This window comes from Streptomyces sp. NPDC044044, from assembly GCF_056434405.1.
Genome location: NZ_JBWKFG010000003.1, coordinates 975,623 through 994,545 on the forward strand (window position 1 = coordinate 975,623; position 18,923 = coordinate 994,545).

The 18,923-nt window shown below is 71.2% G+C and carries 20 protein-coding genes; 13 read left to right on the forward strand and 7 right to left on the reverse strand.

What is annotated here, in order from left to right:
* Positions 1-52 precede the first annotated feature (52 nt).
* The 3 genes from AC07AG_RS15360 (at position 53) to AC07AG_RS15370 (ending at position 3,250) form a co-directional block, all read left to right on the forward strand.
* Positions 53-1,444: a M1 family metallopeptidase gene (locus AC07AG_RS15360; protein WP_478755371.1), complete on the forward strand. Its 1,392-nt coding sequence runs from the start codon at positions 53-55 to the stop codon at positions 1,442-1,444.
* A gap of 57 nt (positions 1,445-1,501) precedes the next feature.
* On the forward strand, positions 1,502-2,170 hold the full coding sequence (locus AC07AG_RS15365) for a trimeric intracellular cation channel family protein (RefSeq protein WP_478755372.1): 669 nt from the start codon (positions 1,502-1,504) through the stop codon (positions 2,168-2,170).
* 210 nt (positions 2,171-2,380) lie between these two features.
* On the forward strand, positions 2,381-3,250 hold the full coding sequence (locus tag AC07AG_RS15370) for a thioesterase family protein (RefSeq protein ID WP_249587608.1): 870 nt from the start codon (positions 2,381-2,383) through the stop codon (positions 3,248-3,250).
* 82 nt (positions 3,251-3,332) lie between these two features.
* Here the strand turns inward: AC07AG_RS15370 and AC07AG_RS15375 are convergent, their stop codons facing one another.
* The 3 genes from AC07AG_RS15375 to AC07AG_RS15385 form a co-directional block, all read right to left on the reverse strand.
* Positions 3,333-4,385 (reverse strand): YeiH family protein, encoded by a 1,053-nt coding sequence (locus AC07AG_RS15375; RefSeq protein ID WP_478755374.1) that lies wholly within the window; start codon positions 4,383-4,385, stop codon positions 3,333-3,335.
* On the reverse strand, positions 4,385-4,954 hold the full coding sequence (locus tag AC07AG_RS15380; protein WP_478755376.1) for a cysteine dioxygenase family protein: 570 nt from the start codon (positions 4,952-4,954) through the stop codon (positions 4,385-4,387). Before AC07AG_RS15380 ends, AC07AG_RS15375 begins: the two co-directional genes overlap by 1 nt.
* A 112-nt stretch (positions 4,955-5,066) precedes the next feature.
* Positions 5,067-5,972, reverse strand: a complete 906-nt coding sequence (locus AC07AG_RS15385; protein WP_478755377.1) for a LysR family transcriptional regulator — start codon at positions 5,970-5,972, stop codon at positions 5,067-5,069.
* A gap of 97 nt (positions 5,973-6,069) precedes the next feature.
* On the opposite strand from AC07AG_RS15385, the gene AC07AG_RS15390 reads away from it, so the two are divergent.
* The gene (locus AC07AG_RS15390) at positions 6,070-7,059 is read left to right on the forward strand and encodes a helix-turn-helix transcriptional regulator (protein ID WP_478755379.1); all 990 of its coding nucleotides are present in this window, start codon (positions 6,070-6,072) and stop codon (positions 7,057-7,059) included.
* On the opposite strand, the gene AC07AG_RS15395 is transcribed toward AC07AG_RS15390, so the two are convergent.
* Together AC07AG_RS15395 and AC07AG_RS15400 are read right to left on the reverse strand one after the other, a co-directional pair.
* Positions 7,019-7,861: an alpha/beta fold hydrolase gene (locus tag AC07AG_RS15395; protein ID WP_478755381.1), complete on the reverse strand. Its 843-nt coding sequence runs from the start codon at positions 7,859-7,861 to the stop codon at positions 7,019-7,021. The two genes, AC07AG_RS15390 and AC07AG_RS15395, sit on opposite strands and share 41 nt — an antisense overlap.
* A 65-nt stretch (positions 7,862-7,926) precedes the next feature.
* Positions 7,927-8,568, reverse strand: a complete 642-nt coding sequence (locus AC07AG_RS15400; RefSeq protein WP_478755383.1) for a TetR family transcriptional regulator — start codon at positions 8,566-8,568, stop codon at positions 7,927-7,929.
* A 116-nt stretch (positions 8,569-8,684) separates the two neighbouring features.
* Here AC07AG_RS15400 and AC07AG_RS15405 point away from each other — a divergent pair, with 116 nt between their 5' ends.
* The 4 genes from AC07AG_RS15405 to AC07AG_RS15420 all read left to right on the forward strand — a co-directional run bounded on the left by AC07AG_RS15405 (position 8,685) and on the right by AC07AG_RS15420 (position 12,042).
* Positions 8,685-8,840, forward strand: a complete 156-nt coding sequence (locus AC07AG_RS15405; RefSeq protein ID WP_478755384.1) for a hypothetical protein — start codon at positions 8,685-8,687, stop codon at positions 8,838-8,840.
* An 80-nt stretch (positions 8,841-8,920) separates the two neighbouring features.
* On the forward strand, positions 8,921-9,235 hold the full coding sequence (locus AC07AG_RS15410; protein ID WP_478755386.1) for a DUF4190 domain-containing protein: 315 nt from the start codon (positions 8,921-8,923) through the stop codon (positions 9,233-9,235).
* Positions 9,236-9,283: 48 nt separating this feature from the next.
* Positions 9,284-10,447, forward strand: coding sequence for a cysteine desulfurase family protein (locus AC07AG_RS15415; RefSeq protein WP_478755388.1), 1,164 nt, complete (start codon positions 9,284-9,286; stop codon positions 10,445-10,447).
* A gap of 305 nt (positions 10,448-10,752) precedes the next feature.
* Positions 10,753-12,042 (forward strand): cytochrome P450, encoded by a 1,290-nt coding sequence (locus tag AC07AG_RS15420; protein WP_478755390.1) that lies wholly within the window; start codon positions 10,753-10,755, stop codon positions 12,040-12,042.
* A 12-nt stretch (positions 12,043-12,054) separates the two neighbouring features.
* On the opposite strand, the gene AC07AG_RS15425 is transcribed toward AC07AG_RS15420, so the two are convergent.
* A complete protein-coding gene (locus AC07AG_RS15425; protein ID WP_478755392.1) occupies positions 12,055-12,732 on the reverse strand; it encodes an N-acetylmuramoyl-L-alanine amidase in 678 nt (225 codons plus the stop codon).
* A gap of 61 nt (positions 12,733-12,793) precedes the next feature.
* Here AC07AG_RS15425 and mnmA point away from each other — a divergent pair, with 61 nt between their 5' ends.
* The gene (gene mnmA, locus AC07AG_RS15430; RefSeq protein WP_478755394.1) at positions 12,794-13,930 is read left to right on the forward strand and encodes a tRNA 2-thiouridine(34) synthase MnmA; all 1,137 of its coding nucleotides are present in this window, start codon (positions 12,794-12,796) and stop codon (positions 13,928-13,930) included.
* Between the two features lie 21 nt (positions 13,931-13,951).
* Here mnmA and AC07AG_RS15435 read toward each other — a convergent pair whose 3' ends face one another.
* Positions 13,952-14,293: a DUF427 domain-containing protein gene (locus AC07AG_RS15435; RefSeq protein ID WP_478755395.1), complete on the reverse strand. Its 342-nt coding sequence runs from the start codon at positions 14,291-14,293 to the stop codon at positions 13,952-13,954.
* Positions 14,294-14,356: 63 nt separating this feature from the next.
* Between AC07AG_RS15435 and AC07AG_RS15440 the strand changes: the two genes are divergently transcribed.
* Genes AC07AG_RS15440 through ligA form a run of 4 tightly spaced genes read left to right on the forward strand, consistent with a single transcriptional unit; the run spans position 14,357 to position 18,832 of the window.
* Positions 14,357-14,902, forward strand: a complete 546-nt coding sequence (locus AC07AG_RS15440) for an LOG family protein (protein ID WP_478755396.1) — start codon at positions 14,357-14,359, stop codon at positions 14,900-14,902.
* 31 nt (positions 14,903-14,933) lie between these two features.
* Entirely contained in the window at positions 14,934-15,623 is a 690-nt protein-coding gene (locus AC07AG_RS15445; protein ID WP_478755398.1) for an SDR family oxidoreductase, read from the forward strand.
* The gene (locus tag AC07AG_RS15450; protein ID WP_478755400.1) at positions 15,620-16,618 is read left to right on the forward strand and encodes a methionine synthase; all 999 of its coding nucleotides are present in this window, start codon (positions 15,620-15,622) and stop codon (positions 16,616-16,618) included. The genes AC07AG_RS15445 and AC07AG_RS15450 overlap by 4 nt, the downstream gene beginning before the upstream one ends.
* 30 nt (positions 16,619-16,648) lie before the next feature.
* Entirely contained in the window at positions 16,649-18,832 is a 2,184-nt protein-coding gene (gene ligA / locus AC07AG_RS15455) for an NAD-dependent DNA ligase LigA (protein ID WP_478755402.1), read from the forward strand.
* Positions 18,833-18,923: the final 91 nt, after the last annotated feature.

The window sequence follows — 18,923 nt, forward strand, 5'->3', positions numbered from 1 at the left end:
AGTGCAGAGTCTGCGTGTCCGTTTCATCGGAACATGCGCGAAGGGATGACTCATGGCACTCTCCCGTTCGGCACGTCTGGGGGCGCTGGCCACCGCCGCCGCCTCCTTCTGCTTGATCGCCGCCGCACCCGGCCCCCACCCGGGCTCGGACGGCGTCGGAGACCCGTACTTCCCGCAGCTGGGCAACGGCGGATTCGACGTACGCCACTACGGCCTCGACGTGGCGTACAACCCCGACTCCGACCGCCTGGACGGCCGCACCACGATCACCGCGCGCGCCACCCAGAACCTCTCCTCCTTCGACCTCGACCTCCAGAAGCTGGAGGTGACGAGAATCGAGGTGAACGGAAGACGGGCGCACTTCACGCGCAAGGGCGACGAGATCCGCATCAGCCCGCGCGACAGTCTGCGCAAGAACAAGAACTTCACCGTGAGTGTCACCTACGGCGGCGTGCCCGAACCGCTGAGCGGCCCCATCGTCTTCGGCTCCGACTACGGCTGGATGAAGACCACCGACGGCGTCTTCGTCGCCTGCGAGCCCAACGCCGCCTCCACCTGGTTCCCCTCCAGTGACCACCCGATGGACAAGGCCGCCTTCGACATTCGCATCAAGGCGCCCAAGGGCCTGACCGGGGTCTCCAACGGCCGCCTCGTCGACACGTACGACAAGGGCGGCCAGACCGTCGCCCACTGGCGCGAGTCCAAGCCCATGGCGACCTACCTCGCGACCGCCACGATCGGGAAGTTCGACGTGAAGAAGGGCAGGACCCCGGCGGGGACGCCGATCTACGTCGCCATCGACCCCGTCCTGGAGAACAGCAACAACGTCGATGTGTACGGCGTCACCGCGGAGGTCACCGACTACTGGTCGAAGGTCTTCGGCCCCTACCCCTTCGAGGAGACCGGCGCGATCGTCGACGACATGCCGCAGGCCGGCTTCTCCCTGGAGACCCAGACCAAGCCGGTCTACTCCGCGATCCGCAGCGAGTCGACCATCGCCCACGAGCTCGCCCACCAGTGGTTCGGCGACTCCGTGACGCCCGATAAGTGGAACGACATCTGGCTCAACGAGGGCTTCGCGACCTACTCCCAGTGGCTGTGGAGCGAGCACAAGGGCACCCAGACCGCCCGTGACGCCTTCCTCGCGGGCTACAACTCGCGCCCCGGCGACTCGGCCTTCTGGCAGACGGTCGTCGGCGACCCGCAGCGCGACACGATGTTCGCGTCCGCCGTCTACCAGCGCGGCGCGATGACGCTCCAGGTCCTGCGCGAGCGCATCGGCGACAAGGCGTTCTTCAAGCTGCTCCCGGCCTGGGCCGAGCAGCACAAGTACGGCAACGCGAACACCGCCGACTTCATCCGGCTCGCCGAGAAGATCTCGGGCAAGCAGCTCGACGCGCTGTTCGAGACGTGGCTGTTCACGAAGGGCAAGCCCGCCCTGTAGCCGCCGCGCGGCGCCGCCCTGGCGAGGGCCCCGGCGGCGGGCAGGTAAGAATGTCGCGTGATTCAGGATCTGTTCAGTCCCTCCGTCCAGCACGCGCTCGACATCGTCGGGATCTTCGTCTTCGCGATCTCCGGGGCGCTGCTCGCCGTGCGCAAGAACTTCGACGTGTTCGGCATCGCCGTGCTCGCCGAGGTCACCGCGCTGGGCGGAGGGCTCATCCGTGACGTGGTCATCGGGGCGGTGCCGCCCGCGGCCTTCACCGACCTCGGATACTTCATCACCCCGCTGTTCGCGGCCCTCCTGGTGTTCTTCCTGCACCCCGAGGTGGAGCGCACCCAGCTCGCGGTGAACGTCTTCGACGCGGCGGGCCTCGGCCTCTTCTGCGTCACGGGCACGACCAAGGCGTACGACTACGGCCTCGGGCTCACCGCGTCGGCCGCCCTGGGGCTCGCCACCGCGGTGGGCGGCGGCGTGCTGCGCGACATCATCGCCAACGAAGTGCCCTCACTGGTGCGCTGGGACCGCGACCTGTACGCCGTGCCCGCGATCGTCGGCTCCGCGATGGTCGCGCTCTGCATCAACTACGACATGGTGAACGCCTTCACCAGCAGCCTCGCCGTGGTCACGGCCTTCGTCCTGCGGCTGCTCGCGCTGCGCTACCACTGGCGCGCGCCGCGTGCCTGGCACCGGCGGTCGACCGCGGTGGAGGTGGAGGACGCGTCGTAGGAGTGGCGCGAGGTGCTGCCGCGTCACCAACTGCCCGTACTCCTTCGCTAGTTGAACACCATCAGCCTCTCCTGACCCCTTGGCGCGGCCGCCGGCACCCTCGCGATCATCACTGTCCAGAGCGCCGACGCCGGTCAGGAGCCACCCCTGGCAGGACCGGCCCGAAAGAAAAAGCTACCGCTCAGTAATTAGATGTTGTACGTTGCCGGTATGGCAGAGGCAGCATCCATACCGGCAGCGGTGCCCGCGAGCATCGGCGACAGCGAGTTCGACCGCGACACCGCGGTCACCCGGCGGGAGCCCGGTGTCTATGACATCGAGCTCTCCGCCGGGTGGACGATCATCAACGCCGTCAACGGCGGCTATCTCCTCGCGGTCATCGGCCGTGCGCTGGCCGACGCCCTGCCGCACGCGGACCCCTTCACGGTCTCCGCGCACTACCTCACGGCGTCCCACCCCGGGCCCGCCGTCATCCGCACGGACACGGCGCGGGCCGGGCGGACCCTGTCGACCGGGCAGGCCTCCCTCTTCCAGTACGACGACGAGGGGCGCGAGGTCGAGCGGATCCGCGTGCTCGCCTCGTACGGAGATCTGGCGGGGCTCCCCGACGACGTCCGCACGACGGCCAAGCCGCCCGCCCTGCCGCCGATCGAGCAGTGCTTCGGTCCGCAGGACGCCCCGGACCACCGCCCCGTGCCCGGCAGTTCGGCGATCAGCGACAGGCTCTTCCTGAAGCTGGACCCCTCCACCGTCGGGTGGGCCGTCGGCCAGCCGTCCGGCAAGGGGGAGATGCGGGCCTGGTTCGGCCTCGCGGACGGCCGTGACGCCGATCCGCTGTCGCTGCTGCTCGCGGTGGACGCGCTGCCGCCGACGGCCTTCGAACTTGGCCTCTCCGGCTGGGTGCCCACCGTGGAGCTGACGGTGCATGTGCGGGCCAGGCCCGCGCCGGGTCCGCTGCGGGTGTCCATCACCACGCGGAACCTCGCCGGGGGCTTCCTGGAGGAGGACGCGGAGGTCTGGGACGCGGCCGATCGCCTGGTCGCCCAGTCGCGCCAGCTCGCCAGGGTCCGGCTCTCCTGACGGGGGCCCACAAGACGGGGGCCTGTCCGGCGGGTCGGCGCCGGACAGGCCTTCATTCCCCGGTCAGGGCTTCCTGCCCCGGTCAGGCCGTGAGGACGACCCCCGCGTAGGAAACCCCCGCCACCACCACCCACGCGGAGAGCCCAAGTGCCGCAACGCGCCCGCCCGTTCGGGTGAGCGAGGGCAGATCCACCGCGGCGCCCAGCCCGAACAGGGCTGCCGCGAGGAGGAGTTCCTGGACGTGGCCCGCCAGGTCCAGGACGGATCCCGGCACCCAGCCGGTGCTCCGTACCGCGACCATCCCGAGGAACCCCGCCACGAACAGCGGCAGCACCGGCGGCCTCCGATTCCCCGCGCCAGCCCCCGCCCCGCGCGCGGCGGACCGCGCCCGCAGGGAGAGCCCCACCGCCGCCACCAGCGGCGCGAGCACCGCCACCCGCATCAGTTTCACCAGGACCGCGTCGCCCAGGGCCCCCGCCCCCGCGGTCTGCGCGGTGGCCACCACCTGCCCCACGTCGTGCACGCTCGCACCGGCCCACCGCCCGAACTCCGCGTCGCTCAGCCCCAACGGCCCCTGCAGCAGCGGCAGTACGGCGATGGCGAGCGTCCCGCAGAGCGTCACGAGCGCCACCGAGACCGCCGCGTCCCGCTCCTCGCTCTCGGTCACCTCGCTGACCGCGCCGATCGCGGACGCACCGCAGATCGAGTAGCCGGTGGCGATCAGGAGCGGCTGGTCGCCGGGCAGGCCGAGGCGGCGGCCCAGCCACCACGTGCCGAAGAACGTCGCCGCGACCACTCCGAGCACCATCGCCACCGTCGCCCAGCCGAGGCCAAGGACGTCGTCCAGGCTCAGCTTCAGGCCGAGCAGGACGATGCCGAGCCGCATCAGCCGCTTTCCGGCGAGGGAGAGGCCCGCCCTGCCCCGGCCGCGTACGACAGCGCGCACACCCGGGAGGTGCGCCGCCGCGAGGCCGAGCACCACCGCCGCCGTCAGCATCGGGACGGCGGGCAGCAGCGCATGCGTCGCCCAGGCCGCCGCGACACCGAGGGCCGCGAGAGCGAGTCCCGGCAGGGGGCCGCCGGTGCGGGGAGGCGTGATGGCGGCGGCGCGCGGCCGCTGCCCGAGCAGCGCCATCAGCGGTCGGCCGGCAGCTCGTACACCCGGCGCACGCTGGTGCCCAGGCGGGAGATGTCCGCGCCGTAGACGTGGAGCGAGATGGCCCGCTCCGTACCGGCGTTCCAGACCCGGTGGATGTCGCCGGGCGGCGCGAAGCCGCACACCGTGCCCTGCCCGTTGACCAGGTCCTCCGTGGCGACGAGCCGCGCCGGGGCGCCGGAGGAGGCAGGGACGAGGCGGTAGCGCCGCTCGTGCTCCGCGCCCTCGTGGACGCCGGTGACGCACCAGGAGACGTGGTCGTGGACCGGCGTGTGCTGGCCCGGCAGCCAGACCAGGCCGACCACCGAGAAGCTGCCGTCGCGCTCGGCGTGCAGCAGGTGCTGGCGGTAGCGCTCGTCGTCGCCCTCGCACTGCTCGTCGGTGAGCAGGTCGGCCGCGCCCAGGTGGGGCGCGAGCCGCTCGCCGACGAGGTACGCGGTCAGATCCGGCGGCAGGCCACGGCCGACGGCCTCGCGGACGCCGGCGACGAGGTCGTTCAGGCGCCCGGTGGTGCGGGCTGCGCGGTACGCGGTGGTGGAGGCGCTCATACAAGCAGCGTCCTGCCGCTCTTCCATCACGTCCAACGACAGTTTCTAAGCCTCGCCCCAACTTCTGCTTATGGATCGGGGTGTTCGAGGCGCGGCCGGGCGCTCCGGCGCCTCAGCAGCCCACCCGGTTCGCCGCGACCGCCTTCAATTCCTGGAGGACCAGCGCCGTCGCGGGGATCCGCAGGTGTTCCCGGAGCGCGTACGCCGAGACCTGCCGCCGCGACGCCGGATCGAGGGCCCGGCCCGTCACCTCCCGGTGGCGCAGGAAGTTGAGGACGAGCCCCGGCATCATCGCTATGCCGAGCCCCTCGGCGACCAGGCTCTGGATGACGAGGTTGTCGTCCGTGGTGAAGGCGATGTCCGGCGTGAAGCCCTGCTCGGCGCATTCGTGCAGGAAGTTGGCGCGGCAGCGCAGGCAGCCCGCGATCCAGCGCTCGTCAGCGAGGTCGACGAGCCGGACGGAGCGGCGCCTGGCGAGCGGGTGGCGGGCCGGCATGAGGACCGTCAACTGGTCCTCCATCAGCGGGATCTCCACCACCTCGTCCGGCACGTCCTCGTGCAGGCCGGGGTAGTGGAAGGCCAGCGTGATGTCGCAGTCGCCGTCCACCAGGCGCTGGAGCGACTCGGGCGGTTCGTTCTCCTGGAGTTCGACGCGCACACCGGGATGACTCCTCGCGAGCCCGGCCAGTGCCTCGGGGATGAGGGTGGCATTGGCGCTGGGGAAGGCGCAGATGCGGACGCGTCCGGTGCGCAGGCCCGTGATGGCGTTCATCTGCTGCTCGGCGGCGTTGATGTTCCCGAGGATGATCCCCGCGTGCCGGGACAGCGCCTCGCCCGCCTCGGTCAGCCGCATCCTGCGGCCGACGCGGGTGAACAGGACCGTGCCGACGGACCGTTCGAGCGCCTTCATCTGCTGGGTGATCGCCGGCTGCGTATAGCCGAGCGAGCGGGCGGCGGCGGAGTAGGAACCGGTGCGGACCACTTCATGGAATGACCTGATGTGCCGGGAATCGAACACGCCTGAATCATAGGCAGGCCCCCGGAAGAGCCGACAGGTCCCCCTTCCCGGCGCCACCTGACAGCCGTCGACGGCGTCGTCCGTCATCCTTGGCTGCGTGAAATCCGATCGGCTGCTCTCGATCCTGCTGCTGCTCCAGACCCGCGGGCAGGTCCCCGCCCATGAACTCGCCGACCGTCTCGAAGTCTCCGTACGCACCATCTACCGCGACATCGAGGCGCTCTCCGCCTCCGGCGTCCCGGTGTACGCCGAGCGCGGGCGGCACGGGGGCATCGCGCTCCTGCCCGGGTTCCGCACCGACGTCACGGGGCTCACGGCGGACGAGTCGCGGGCGCTGTTCATCCTGGCCGCCCAGGGCGCGCACGCCGCGCTCGGACTCGGGGACGCGATCGGCTCGGCGCTGCGCAAGGTCATGGCGGCCCTGCCCGCACCGCACCGTCCCGCCGCTGAGTTGACGAGCCGGCGCATCCTCGTCGACGCGGCGCGCTGGATGCCGGGGCCGCGCGGATCGGATCCGGTCACCGCAGACCTCGACGTGCTGCAGGACGCCGTCTTCTCCGACCGGCGGCTGCGGCTGCGCTACCGGCACAGCGGCGACGCGGAGCCGCGCACGTACATGGTGGATCCCTACGGCCTCGTCTCCAAGGCGGGCGTCTGGTACCTGGTCGCCGACCGGCGCGGCGCCCCCCAGCTCTTCCGCGCCGACCGGGTGCGGGCGGCGACCCTCACGGACCTGCCCGTGCAGCGCAGGCCAGGTGTCGAACTCGCCGACGTCTGGCGGGTGCTGAAGCGTCAGGTCGAGGACCGTCCGGTCGGTGTCGACGTGACGGCGCGGGTCTCGCGCGACCGGTTCGCCCAATTCCTGCGCCTGAAAGGTCAGTTCCTCAGCGCACGTCCCGAGGACGACGGGGAGAGCGAGTGGATCACTGTCCGGCTCGGTTTCGGTGACGTCGGTGACGCCCGCACGCTGCTTCCGTTCGCCGCGAGTGTGGAGGTGCTCTCGCCGCCCGAGGTGCGGGCCGAGCTGGAGCGCGCCGCCGCCGCGGTCACCGATCTGTACGCAGGAAGCGGGCGAGCTCGCCGGTGAGTTCGGCGGGCGCGTCCTCCTGTACGAGATGTCCCGCGCCCTCGATCAGACGCAGCCGGGCGCCGGGGATCAGCTCGGCGAGCTCGTGGCCGCGCTCGACCGGGATCCAGGTGTCGTCCGTGCCCCAGCAGATGAGGACGGGCAGCGCCAACTCCCCGTACCGGCCCTGGATCTCATCGGTGAACCGCTGGTCGTTCTGCTCGATCTGCCGGTAGAACGCGGGCCTGCCCTCCTGGGTGCACCAGGGCCCGACCAGGCGGTCGAGCACCGCGGGGTGCAGTCCGCGGTGGCTCGCCGAGGAGACGTACTCGCGCACCAGTGCCTCGTGCAGGGCGGGCGGCAGCTGGGCGAAGACGTCGGCGTTCGCGCCGAGCAGGCGGTAGGCGGGGGAGCCCCAAGGGGCGAGGGCCACCGGGTCGACGACGGCGAGGCGTTCATAGCGGGCGCCGTGCAGGAGGTGGGCGCGCAGGGCGACGCAGCCGCCGAAGTCGTGGGCCACGACGGCGGGTGCGTCGAGGCCCCAGTGCGCGAGGAGTCCGGTGAGGACGCGGGCCTGCGCGGCCAGGGTCACGTCCTGCCCGGAGCGCATCTCCGACGTGCCGTAGCCGGGCAGGTCCCATGCGTACACCCGGTGTTCGCGGGAGAGCGCGCGGGCCACGCCCCGCCAGACGTACGACGAGAAGGGCGTGCCGTGGACCAGGACGACGGGCGGCGCGTCCTTTGGGCCCAGTGCGGTCCAGCGGACGGTACCGGTCGGTCCTGCGAAGGTCTGGTCGAGCGTCCAGTCGCGGTCGGTCGTCATGACCGTAAGGCTAGTAGCTCCTTACGGGGGAGTCGAGGCTCGCGGGGTGCCTGTCGCTTCCCCGGTCACCGCGCGTCCAGCCAGTGGCGCCGGCCGAGCGACACCAGGCGCAGCTGCCGACGGGCACTGGCCGCCACCCGCTCCTCGGTGTCGGGCGACGCCTCCAGGAGCGCGGACGCGGTCATCACCATGTGGTCGACGTACATCCTGGCCAGCATGAGGAGGTCGTCCTCGTCCCAGCCCGCCGACTCGGGCTCCCGGGCGAACTGGTCCTTCACCTCCCGTGCGAACAAGGTGAGTTGATCGCCTATCGCGGTGCGCACGGCCTGGACTCCGCCGTGCTGCTCGCGGGCGATGAAGCGGACGTGCGCGGGGTGGGTGCGCACATAGGCGACGATCAACTCGACCGTGGCCGCGATGCGTTCCTCGCCCTCGTCGTCGCCCTCGCTGTCGCCGGTCGCCGCCAGGAGCGCGACGAGCGTGGTGTGCAGGCTGCTCAGCGCCTCCTCGACCAGGGCCACGCCCAGGTCGGCCATGTCGCGGAAGTGGCGGTAGAAGGCGGTGGGGGCCACGCCCACGGCGCGGGTGACCTCGCGCAGGCCCAGGCTGCTCAGGCTCTGCTCCTCCAGCAGCTGGAGCGCCGCGTCCAGGAGTGCCTGCCGGGTCTTCTGCTTCTGGGCCTGCCGGATGCCGAGAGTGTGACTCATGCCATGCAGTTAACAACTGTTCTCCGAGATTGGGAAGCCGGAGAGGCGGTAGACTCCAGAGTCAGTGAACAGTTGTTACCACAAGCGTTCACCGAATACTCAACGAGAGGCATCCCATGCTGTTCCTCGTCGCCGCTCTCCTGCTGCTCGGTGTGGCACTGGGCTCCGTGGCCCACGCGCCGCTCCCCGTCACCCTCGTCGCCGCCGTCGTCATCGGCGTCTGGCTCATGGTGTTCGCGGTCCGCGAGCGGCACACGCGCCGCCGGTCCTGAGCGTCTCGCCGGTCCTGGGCGCGCCACCACCCCGCTGCGCGTCACCACTGATCCGTACGGCACCTGCAAGGAGTCGCACCATGGAACTCACCACCCTCACCCGCAAGCCGACCACGGCTTCCGCCCCCACCCCTGCCCCCGCCCCCGTCCCCACCGGCCGGCGTGACACCGACGGCATGGCCGTCGCCTCGTTCGTCCTCGGCCTGCTCGGACTGCTCGTCCTCAACCTCTTCCTCGGCCCGATCGCGATCGTCCTCGCGGGCATCGCGCTCGTGCGCGGGACCAGCCGAAAGGGCCGCGCGCTCCTCGGACTCGGGCTCGGTGTGGCCGATCTCGTCGTCCTCGCCGTGCTGATGTCCATGGACAACACCGTGTCGTGGGGTCTCGCGGGCTGACACCGCTTGGACGCGGGGCCCCGCGAGGCTCGTAGAATCGTGCCCACCATGGCCTACCTCGACCACGCAGCGACCACTCCGATGCTCCCGGAGGCGATCGCGGCGATGACCGCCCAGCTCGCCGTCACCGGCAACGCGTCCTCATTGCATGCCGCGGGCCGCCGGGCGAGACGCACCGTCGAGGAGGCCCGCGAGACGCTCGCCGAGTCGCTCGGCGCGCGCCCCAGCGAGACCGTCTTCACCGCGGGCGGCACCGAGGCCGACAACCTCGCCGTGAAGGGCCTGTACTGGGCGCGGCGCGACGCCGACCCCGCGCGCACCCGGGTCCTGGCCAGCCCCGTCGAGCACCACGCCGTCCTCGACGCCGTGCACTGGCTCGGCGAGCACGAGGGCGCCACCGTCGAGTACCTCCCCGTCGACACGTACGGCCGCGTGCATCCCCAAGCGCTGCGCGAGGCGATCGAGCGCAACCCCGACGACGTCGCCCTCGCCACCGTCATGTGGGCCAACAACGAGATCGGCACCCTCCAGCCGATCCGTGAACTCGCCGACGTGGCAGGGGAGTTCGACATCCCGCTGCACGCCGACGCGGTGCAGGCCTTCGGTCAGGTGCCCGTCGACTTCGGCGCGTCGGGCCTCGCCGCGATGACCGTGTCCGGACACAAGATCGGCGGTCCGTACGGCATCGGGGCGCTGCTCCTGGGCCGCGAGTACAGCCCCGTGCCCGTCCTGCACGGCGGCGGGCAGGAGCGTCATGTGCGCTCCGGGACGCTCGACGTGCCCGCGATCGCCGCGTTCGCGGTGGCGGGGCGGCACGCCGCCGGGCAGCGCGAGTGGTTCGCCCGCGAGATCGGCGCGCTGCGGGACGAGCTGGTCACCGCCGTGCGCGAGGCGGTCCCCGGCGCGATCCTGGGGGGAGACCCGGTCGGCCGCCTGCCCGCGAACGCGCACTTCACCTTCCCCGGCTGCGAGGGGGACTCCCTTCTGCTGCTGCTCGACGCCCAGGGCATCGAGTGCTCCACCGGCTCGGCGTGCACGGCGGGCGTGGCCCAGCCGAGCCACGTCCTGCTCGCCACCGGGACCGCCCCCGACCTGGCCCGCGGCACGCTCCGCTTCTCCCTCGGGCACACCTCGACGAAGGCGGACGTGGCGGCGGTGGCCCAGGCGATCGGCCCGGCGGTGGAACGGGCGCGCACGGCGGGGCTGAGCTGAGCCCGGCCCCCTCCGGCCTGAGTCCGGCCCCTCCGGCCTGAGTCCGGCCCCCTCGGGCCTGAGTTCCGGCCCCCTCCAGCGCCGGTTTGGTCCCGGTTCGGGATGACACGTGACGAGGGTGACGCACGACTCGGCTGATCCCGCCCGGAGTTGATGCCGGTTTCGGCCGCTATCGGGCGGACAGGCACAGGAGCGGGATACGGCGCCCACAGTCCGCCGATCTATGCTTGCCGCTCGCGAGTCCGCTCCGCGCGTTCGGGGCTGCACGACAACCCCCCTCTTCGGGGCTGCACGACAACCCCCTCATGGAGTTCACATTGAAGGCGAACCTCCGCTCTCGCATCGCCGCGCGGATCGGGCGCATCTATCTCTCCAGGATCCAGAAGAACGGGATCAGCGCGTCCGCGATCTCGCGGCTGCCCGAGCCCCTGCTGGCCCCGATGCGCCGCGACGGTCTCGACCCGGTGGCCCGGCTCACCGAGCACCAGGCGGAGCAGCCGATCTCGAAGGTGCCGCTGCCGTTCGGCATGGACGCCTGGGTGGTCACCGGCTACGACGAGGTGAAGGCCGTCCTCGGCGCCACGAACGGCTTCAGCAACGACTTCACGAACCTCGCGGGCAACGCGGGCGTGGTCGAGGACCACAACCCCGGCGGCCTCGGCTTCAGCGACCCCCCGGTCCACACGCATCTGCGCCGCATCCTCACGCCCGAGTTCACGATGCGCAGGCTGCGCCGCCTCACGCCCCGGATCGAGGCCATCGTCGAGGAGCGGCTCGACGCGATGGAGGCCGCCGAAGGGCCCGTCGACCTCGTCGAGGCCTTCGCGCTGCCGATCCCGTCGCTGACGATCTGCGAGCTGCTCGGCGTGCCGTACGAGGACCGCCACGACTTCCAGCAGCTGGCCATGGAGCGCTTCGACCTCTTCGGCGGGGCGACCGCGCCCTTCGGGGCGATATCCGCCTCGCTCTCGTACTTCCGGGACGTCGTCAAGAAGCAGCGCGAGAACCCGGGCGACGGGCTGCTCGGCATGATCGTGAAGGAGCACGGCGACACGGTCGACGACGAGGAGCTCGCCGGTCTCGCCGACGGCATCCTCACCGGCGGCTTCGAGACCACCGCGAGCATGGTGGCCCTCGGCTCCCTGCTGCTCCTGCAGGACCCGCGGACCGCCGCACGGCTGCGGGACGACGAATCGGCGGCCGCCACCTTCGTCGAGGAGGCCCTGCGCTACCTCACCGTCGTACAGGTGGCCTTCCCGCGCTTCGCCCGCGAGGACATCGAGATAGCCGGGGTCCTCATCCCCAAGGGCGACCTGGTCCTTTGCTCCCTCAGCGGCGGCAACCGCGACGCCAAGTACACCCCCGACGGCGGCGGCTTCGACCCGCACCGCAAGGCCTCGGGCCACCTCGCCTTCGGCTACGGCATCCACCGCTGCATCGGCGCCGAACTGGCCCGCATGGAGCTGCGCGCCGCCTACCCGGCCCTGGTGAAGCGCTTCCCGGGGATGCGGCTCGCGGTCGACCCCGAGGAGCTCACGTTCCGCAAGCTGTCGATCGTGTACGGGGTGGAGTCGCTGCCGGTGCACCTGCGCTAGCGGCGGCGGGGCTCACCCGAGCGCGGTGCGCGCCTTCCGCACCAGCCGCAGATACCGGTCCCAGTCCCAGTGCGGTCCCGGATCCGTGTGGTCCGTGCCCGGCACCTCCACGTGCCCGATGATGTGCTTGCGGTCCACCGGGATGTCGTACCGCTCGCAGATGCCCGCCGTGAGGCGCGCCGATGATGCGTACATGGCATCGGTGAACGAGGACTTCCGGTCGACGAAGCCCTCGTGCTCGATGCCGATGCTCCGTTCGTTGTAGCCCTTGTTCCCCGCGTGGAACGCCACGTCCAGCTCGCGGATCATCTGGGCGACGTGCCCGTCCTTGCGCACCACGTAGTGCGCCGCCGCGCCGTGCGCCGGGTCCTTGAACACCCTCAGCGCCGTCGCGTACCCGCCCTGCACCACGTGGATGACGACCATGTCGATTCCGTAGTCGTCGGGGCGGTCGGCGCGGCGCCAGTTGTAGTCGGACGCGGCGATCCACTGGGCGCCCCGGGCGTCGACCTCGCCCTCCTTGCGCTTCTTGACGACGCCGGGCAGCCGCCACCACAGGCGGCCCAGCTGGTCCGATGCGAGCGCGGCCGCGCCGACGGCCGCCGCGGCGCCGCCGATCAGGAGCGTCCGACGGTTGACGCCCCGGCGTCCCCGATCCTGCCCCGCCGTCGTGTCCTGTTCTTCCCCCATGTGATCGTCAACGCTTACTCACGGGCGGCTGGTTCCCGCGGGCCCGTACCCTGTTAGAGCTATGACTGAGAACCGGACCCCGCAGCGCCCCCGCCCCCTTCGCGTACTCGCCGCCATGTCGGGCGGCGTGGACTCCGCCGTCGCCGCCGCGCGCGCCGCCGAAGCAGGCCACGACGTGACCGGAGTGCACCTGGCACTCTCGGCGAACCCGCAGTCCTTCCGCACGGGCGCGCGGGGCTGCTGCACCATCGAGGACTCCCGCGACGCCCGCCGCGCCGCGGACGTCATCGGCATCCCCTTCTACGTCTGGGACCTGGCCGAGCGGTTCCGCGAGGACGTCGTCGACGACTTCATCGCCGAGTACGAGGCGGGGCGCACCCCGAACCCGTGCCTCCGCTGCAACGAGAAGATCAAGTTCGCCGCGCTCCTGGACAAGGCGCTCGCGCTGGGCTTCGACGCCGTCGTCACCGGCCACTACGCCACGGTCGTCGTGAACGAAGACGGCACGCGCGAGCTGCACCGCGCCTCGGACATGGCCAAGGACCAGTCGTACGTCCTGGGGGTCCTCGACGACCGCCAGCTCGCCCACGCGATGTTCCCCCTCGGTGACACGCTCACCACCAAGGAGGAGATCCGCGCGGAGGCCGAGGAGCGCGGCCTGGCCGTCGCCAAGAAGCCCGACAGCCACGACATCTGCTTCATCGCCGACGGCGACACCCAGGGCTTCCTCGCGGACCGCCTCGGCAAGGCGGAGGGCGACATCGTCGACGCCGACGGCAACAAGCTGGGTACCCACGAGGGTGCCTTCGGCTACACCATCGGCCAGCGCAAGGGCCTGCGGATCGGCACCCCGGCCCCCGACGGCAAGCCGCGCTACGTCCTGGACATCTCCCCGGTGAACAACACCGTGACGGTCGGCCCGGCCGCCGCCCTGGACGTCACGGCGCTGACGGCCATCAAGCCCCGCTGGTGCGGAGTGGCCCCCTCCGGGCCCGGCACGTACACCGCGCAGCTGCGGGCACACGGCGGCGAGACGCCGGTGCACGCGGAGCTGGTCGACGGCTCGGAGCTGCGGGTCTCCTTCACCGAGCCGGTCCGGGGCGTGGCCCCCGGCCAGGCGATCGTGCTGTACGACGGCACGCGCGTGGTGGGGTCGGCGACCATCGCGACGACGGAGAGGGCCACGGCGGCGGCCTAGGCCCTCCGTCCGCCCCGCGCGCTATGCGGCCGCTTCCACCTCGTACGCGTAGAAGCAGAAGTGGTCCTTGATCTGCGCCACCGCGTCCTTGGGCTCGGGGTAGCCCCACACCGCGTCCTTGCCGTCCTCGGCGCCGGGCAGCGACCAGTAGGACGCCGTTCCCTTGAACGGGCAGTACGTGGTCGTGTCCGAGGGGGTCAGGAGATCGGTGCGCACGTCCTCGGGCGGGAGGTAGTGGCGCACCGGGTAGCCCGTCTCGCGCAGCAGCAGCGGGCGTCGGCTCTCGGCCACGACCTGGCCGTCCCGCACCACCCGTACGTGCTCGGTGCCCTGCTCGATGGTGATCTTGTGTCCTGCTGTCACCGTGGTCTCCTTCCGTGAGCGGCCGCGTCCCACCCAGTCTGTGCCGGATCGTACGGTGAAGCCATGAACATCTGTGTCTTCCTCTCCGCAGCCGACCTCCCCGACCGCTACACGCGCCCCGCGCGTGAATTCGCCGAGCTGCTCGGCAGGGGCGGCCACACCCTGGTGTGGGGCGGTTCGGAGAGCGGCCTCATGAAGGTCGTCGCGGACGGAGTGGAAGAGGCGGGCGGGCGTCTTGTCGGCGTCTCGGTGGACTTCCTCGCCGCCAAGGCCAGGGACGTCTCCGCGCCCGACGAGATGGTGATCGCGCGCGACCTCGCCGAGCGCAAGGCGCTGCTCCTGGAGAAGTCCGACGCAGTCGTGATCATGGTCGGCGGCACGGGTACGCTGGACGAGGCCACCGAGATCCTCGAACTGAAGAAGCACGGCAAGCACACCAAGCCGGTGGTCCTGCTCAACTCGGCGGGCTTCTACGACGGCTTGAAGGAACAGTTCCAGCGCATGGAGGACGAGGGCTTCCTGCCGGTGCCGCTGACCGGTCTCGTCTTCTTCGCCGAGGAGCCGGTCGGCGCGCTCGCCTACCTGGAGGAGGCCATGGGTACGCGCTGACCTGCGCCTGCCGGGGTGCGACGATGGACGCATGGCAACACATGTGATCACCGGGGCGGGCTCCGGCATCGGCGCGGCCGTCGCCCGCCGCCTCCACGCACGCGGCGACGCCCTCGTCCTGCACGCACGGGACGCCGGCCGCGCGAAGGAACTGGCCGCGCAATTCCCCGGGTCGGCCACGCTCGTGGGCGACCTCTCCGACCCGGACAAGCTCTCCTGGGCCTTCGGCCACCAGTCGCTGCCCGACCGGGTGGACTCCCTGCTCCACATCGCGGGCGTGGTCGACCTGGGCCGGGTCGGTGACCTCACCCCCAAGTCCTGGCGCCACCAGCTCAACGTCAACCTCATCGCCCCCGCCGAGCTGACCCGGCACTTCCTGCCCCAACTCCGCGTCGCCCAGGGCCACGTGGTCTTCGTCAACTCGGGCGCGGGCCTGAGCGCGCACGCCGACTGGTCCGCCTACGCCGCCTCCAAGCACGGCCTCAAGGCCCTGGCCGACGCCCTGCGCGCCGAGGAGCACGCGAACGGCGTCCGCGTCACCTCCGTCTACCCGGGCCGCACGGCGAGCGCCATGCAGGCCAAGGTCCACCAGCAGGAGGGCAAGGAGTACGACCCCTCCCGCTTCATCGACCCGGAGTCGGTCGCCACGACGATCCTGATGGCGATCGACCTGCCGCGCGACGCCGAGGTCAACGACCTGACGGTGCGGCCGGGACAGTGAACGCCATCAGTTGGGGCCCGGCCACCGGCATCGGGTCCATGCCGGGCGGCGACGCCCGAGAGGCCGCGAAGACCGTCACCGGCAGTTTCGAGGAGTTCCCGTACCTGGCGGAGCTGCCCGCGCGGGGGCCGGGCGCCGACATGATCGGCCGGACCGCCGGAATGCTGGTCGAGCTCTACGCGCGCGTGGAGCCCAGCGGCTGGCGGATCGGCGACCGGCCCGGACGGGACACGCGCCGCGCGAAGGCGTGGCTCGGCGAAGACCTCGACGCCCTGGAGGAGTTCACCCAGGGGTACGAAGGTCCTGTCAAGGTGCAGGCCGTCGGGCCGTGGACGCTGGCGGCAGCCCTGGAGCTGAGGAACGGCGAGTCCGCGCTCTCCGACCCCGGCGCCTGCCGTGACCTGGCCGGATCCCTCGCCGAGGGCCTGCGTACCCACCTCGCCGACGTACGCCGAAGGATCCCCGGCGCCCAGATCGTGCTGCAGCTCGACGAGCCCTCGCTCGTCGCCGTCCTGCGCGGACACATCAAGACGGCGAGCGAGTACCGCACCCACCGCGCCGTGGACCGGCAGCTCGTGGAGAGCACCCTGCGCGACGTCATCGGCGTCCACGCGGACGGGCCCGCCGTCGTGCACTCCTGCGCGCCCGACGTGCCGTTCGCGCTCCTGCGCCGAGCCGGGGCCGACGCGATCTCGTTCGACTTCTCACTCCTCACCGAGCGTGACGACGAGGCGATCGGTGAGGCCGTCGAGGGGGGTACGAAGCTCTTCGCCGGTGTCGTGGCGGGCGTGGACGGCCCATTGTCAGACCCTGCCGGTAGCGTCATGGGTGTCAGGACGCTGTGGCGCAGGCTGGGGCTGAATCCGGGTTCTCTCGCGGAGTCGGTCGTGGTCACCCCGTCGTGCGGGCTCGCAGGGGCTTCCCCCGCGTACGCGCGCGCGGTGCTCGCCCACTGCGCCAGGGCGGCGAGATCACTCGCGGACAACCCTGAGTAATTGGGTATGACGTAACGGGAGGACGAAACGGTGGCTGTCGAACAGCAAGGCTCTGTGCCCGCCGAGGCACGGGATCAGCACGCCCAGCTGGCCGAACAGATCGAGGAGCACCGCTTCCGGTACTACGTGAACGACCAACCGGTCGTCAGCGACGCCGAGTTCGACAAGCTCCTTCGTTCGCTCGAGGCCCTGGAGGAGCAGTATTCCGAGCTGCGCACCCCCGACTCGCCCACCCAGAAGGTCTCCGGGGCGTACGAGACCGAGTTCACCTCGGTCCAGCACCGCGAGCGCATGCTCTCCCTGGACAACGCCTTCGACGACGAGGAGCTCGCCGCCTGGGCCGACCGCGTGGCCAAGGAGGTCGGCACCGGCGACCACCACTTCCTGTGCGAACTGAAGGTCGACGGCCTCGCCGTGAACCTCACGTACGAGGACGGCAAGCTCACCCGCGCGGCCACCCGCGGCGACGGCCGCACGGGTGAGGACATCACGCCGAACGTCCGCACCATCGCGGACATCCCGGACCGCCTCAAGGGCGACAACATCCCCGCCCTGGTCGAGATCCGCGGCGAGGTCTTCTTCCCCATGGAGAAGTTCGAGGAGCTGAACGCCCGCCTGGTGGAGGCGGGCGACAAGCCCTTCGCCAACCCGCGCAACGCGGCGGCGGGTTCACTGCGCCAGAAGGACCCGCGCGTCACCGCGACGCGCCCGCTGCACATGGTGGTGCACGGCATCGGCGCCCGCGACGGCTTCGACATCGACTGCCTCAGCCACGCCTATGAGCTCCTCCACGACTGGGGCCTGCCCACCGCCCAGCACAACAAGGTAGTCCAAGGGCTCGACGGCGTGCGGGAGTTCATCACGTACTTCGGCGAGAACCGCCACTCCGTGGCGCACGAGATCGACGGCGTCGTCGTGAAGCTGGACGAGATCCCGCTCCAGGGCCGCCTCGGCTCGACGTCGCGGGCCCCGCGCTGGGCGATCGCCTGGAAGTACGCCCCCGAGGAGGTCAACACCAAGCTGGTGAACATCCGCGTGGGCGTCGGCCGCACCGGCCGCGTCACGCCGTACGCCCAGGTGGAGCCCGTGACCGTCGCGGGATCCGAGGTCGAGTTCGCCACCCTGCACAACCAGGACGTGGTGAAGAAGAAGGGCGTCTTCATCGGGGACACGGTCGTCCTGCGCAAGGCGGGCGACGTCATCCCGGAGATCCTCGGCCCCGTCGTCGACCTGCGCGACGGTACCGAGCGGGAGTTCGTGATGCCCGCCGAGTGCCCCGAGTGCGGGACGCCGCTGCGGGCGATGAAGGAGGCCGACATCGACCTCCGCTGCCCCAACGCCCAGTCCTGCCCCGCCCAGTTGCGCGAGCGGCTCTTCTACCTCGCGGGCCGCAAGAGCCTGGACATCGAGAACTTCGGCTATGTGGCAGCCGCCGCGCTCACCAAGCCCCTGGAGCCGTCCGAGCCGCCGATCCTGGACGAGGGCGACATCTTCGACCTGACCATCGAGCGCCTCCTGCCCATCAAGGCGTACGTACTGGATCAGGACAGCGGTCTGCCCAAGCGGGACCCCAAGACGGGCGAGGAGAAGATCGCCACGGTCTTCGCCAACCAGCAGGGCGAGGCCAGGAAGAACGCCCTCTCGATGCTGGAGAACATCGCGGCGGCCAAGGAGCGCCCGCTCGCCCGGATCATCACGGGCCTGTCCATCCGCCATGTCGGACCGGTCGCCGCGGAGGCGCTCGCCCGCGAATTCCGGTCGATCGACCGCATCGAGCAGGCCACGGAGGAGGAGCTCGCCGCCGTGGAGGGCGTGGGCCCGACCATCGCCGCCTCCCTGAAGCAGTGGTTCGAGGAGGACTGGCACCGGGAGATCCTGCGCAAGTGGCGCGCGGCCGGGGTCCGCATGGAGGAAGAGGGCGGGGGAGAGGACGAGGGGCCGCGACCGCTCGAAGGCCTCACCGTCGTCGTGACCGGAACGCTGGAGAAGCACACGCGGGATGGCGCAAAAGATGCGTTGCAGAGCCGGGGAGCAAAGGTCACCGGTTCCGTTTCGAAGAAGACAGCATTCGTGGTCGTGGGCGACAATCCCGGCTCGAAGTACGACAAGGCGATGCAGCTGAAGGTTCCGGTTCTCAACGAGGAAGGCTTCGCCGTCCTGCTGGAACAGGGACCGGACGCGGCGACGGAAGTCGCGCTTCCGACCGAGGAGTAGCGGTTGAAGGCCACCCGTTCAGCGCATACCAGAGGCATACGGGTGGCCGGGTCGCATTCGGGCAACCGTAGTGGACCGCTGCCCGTAGAAG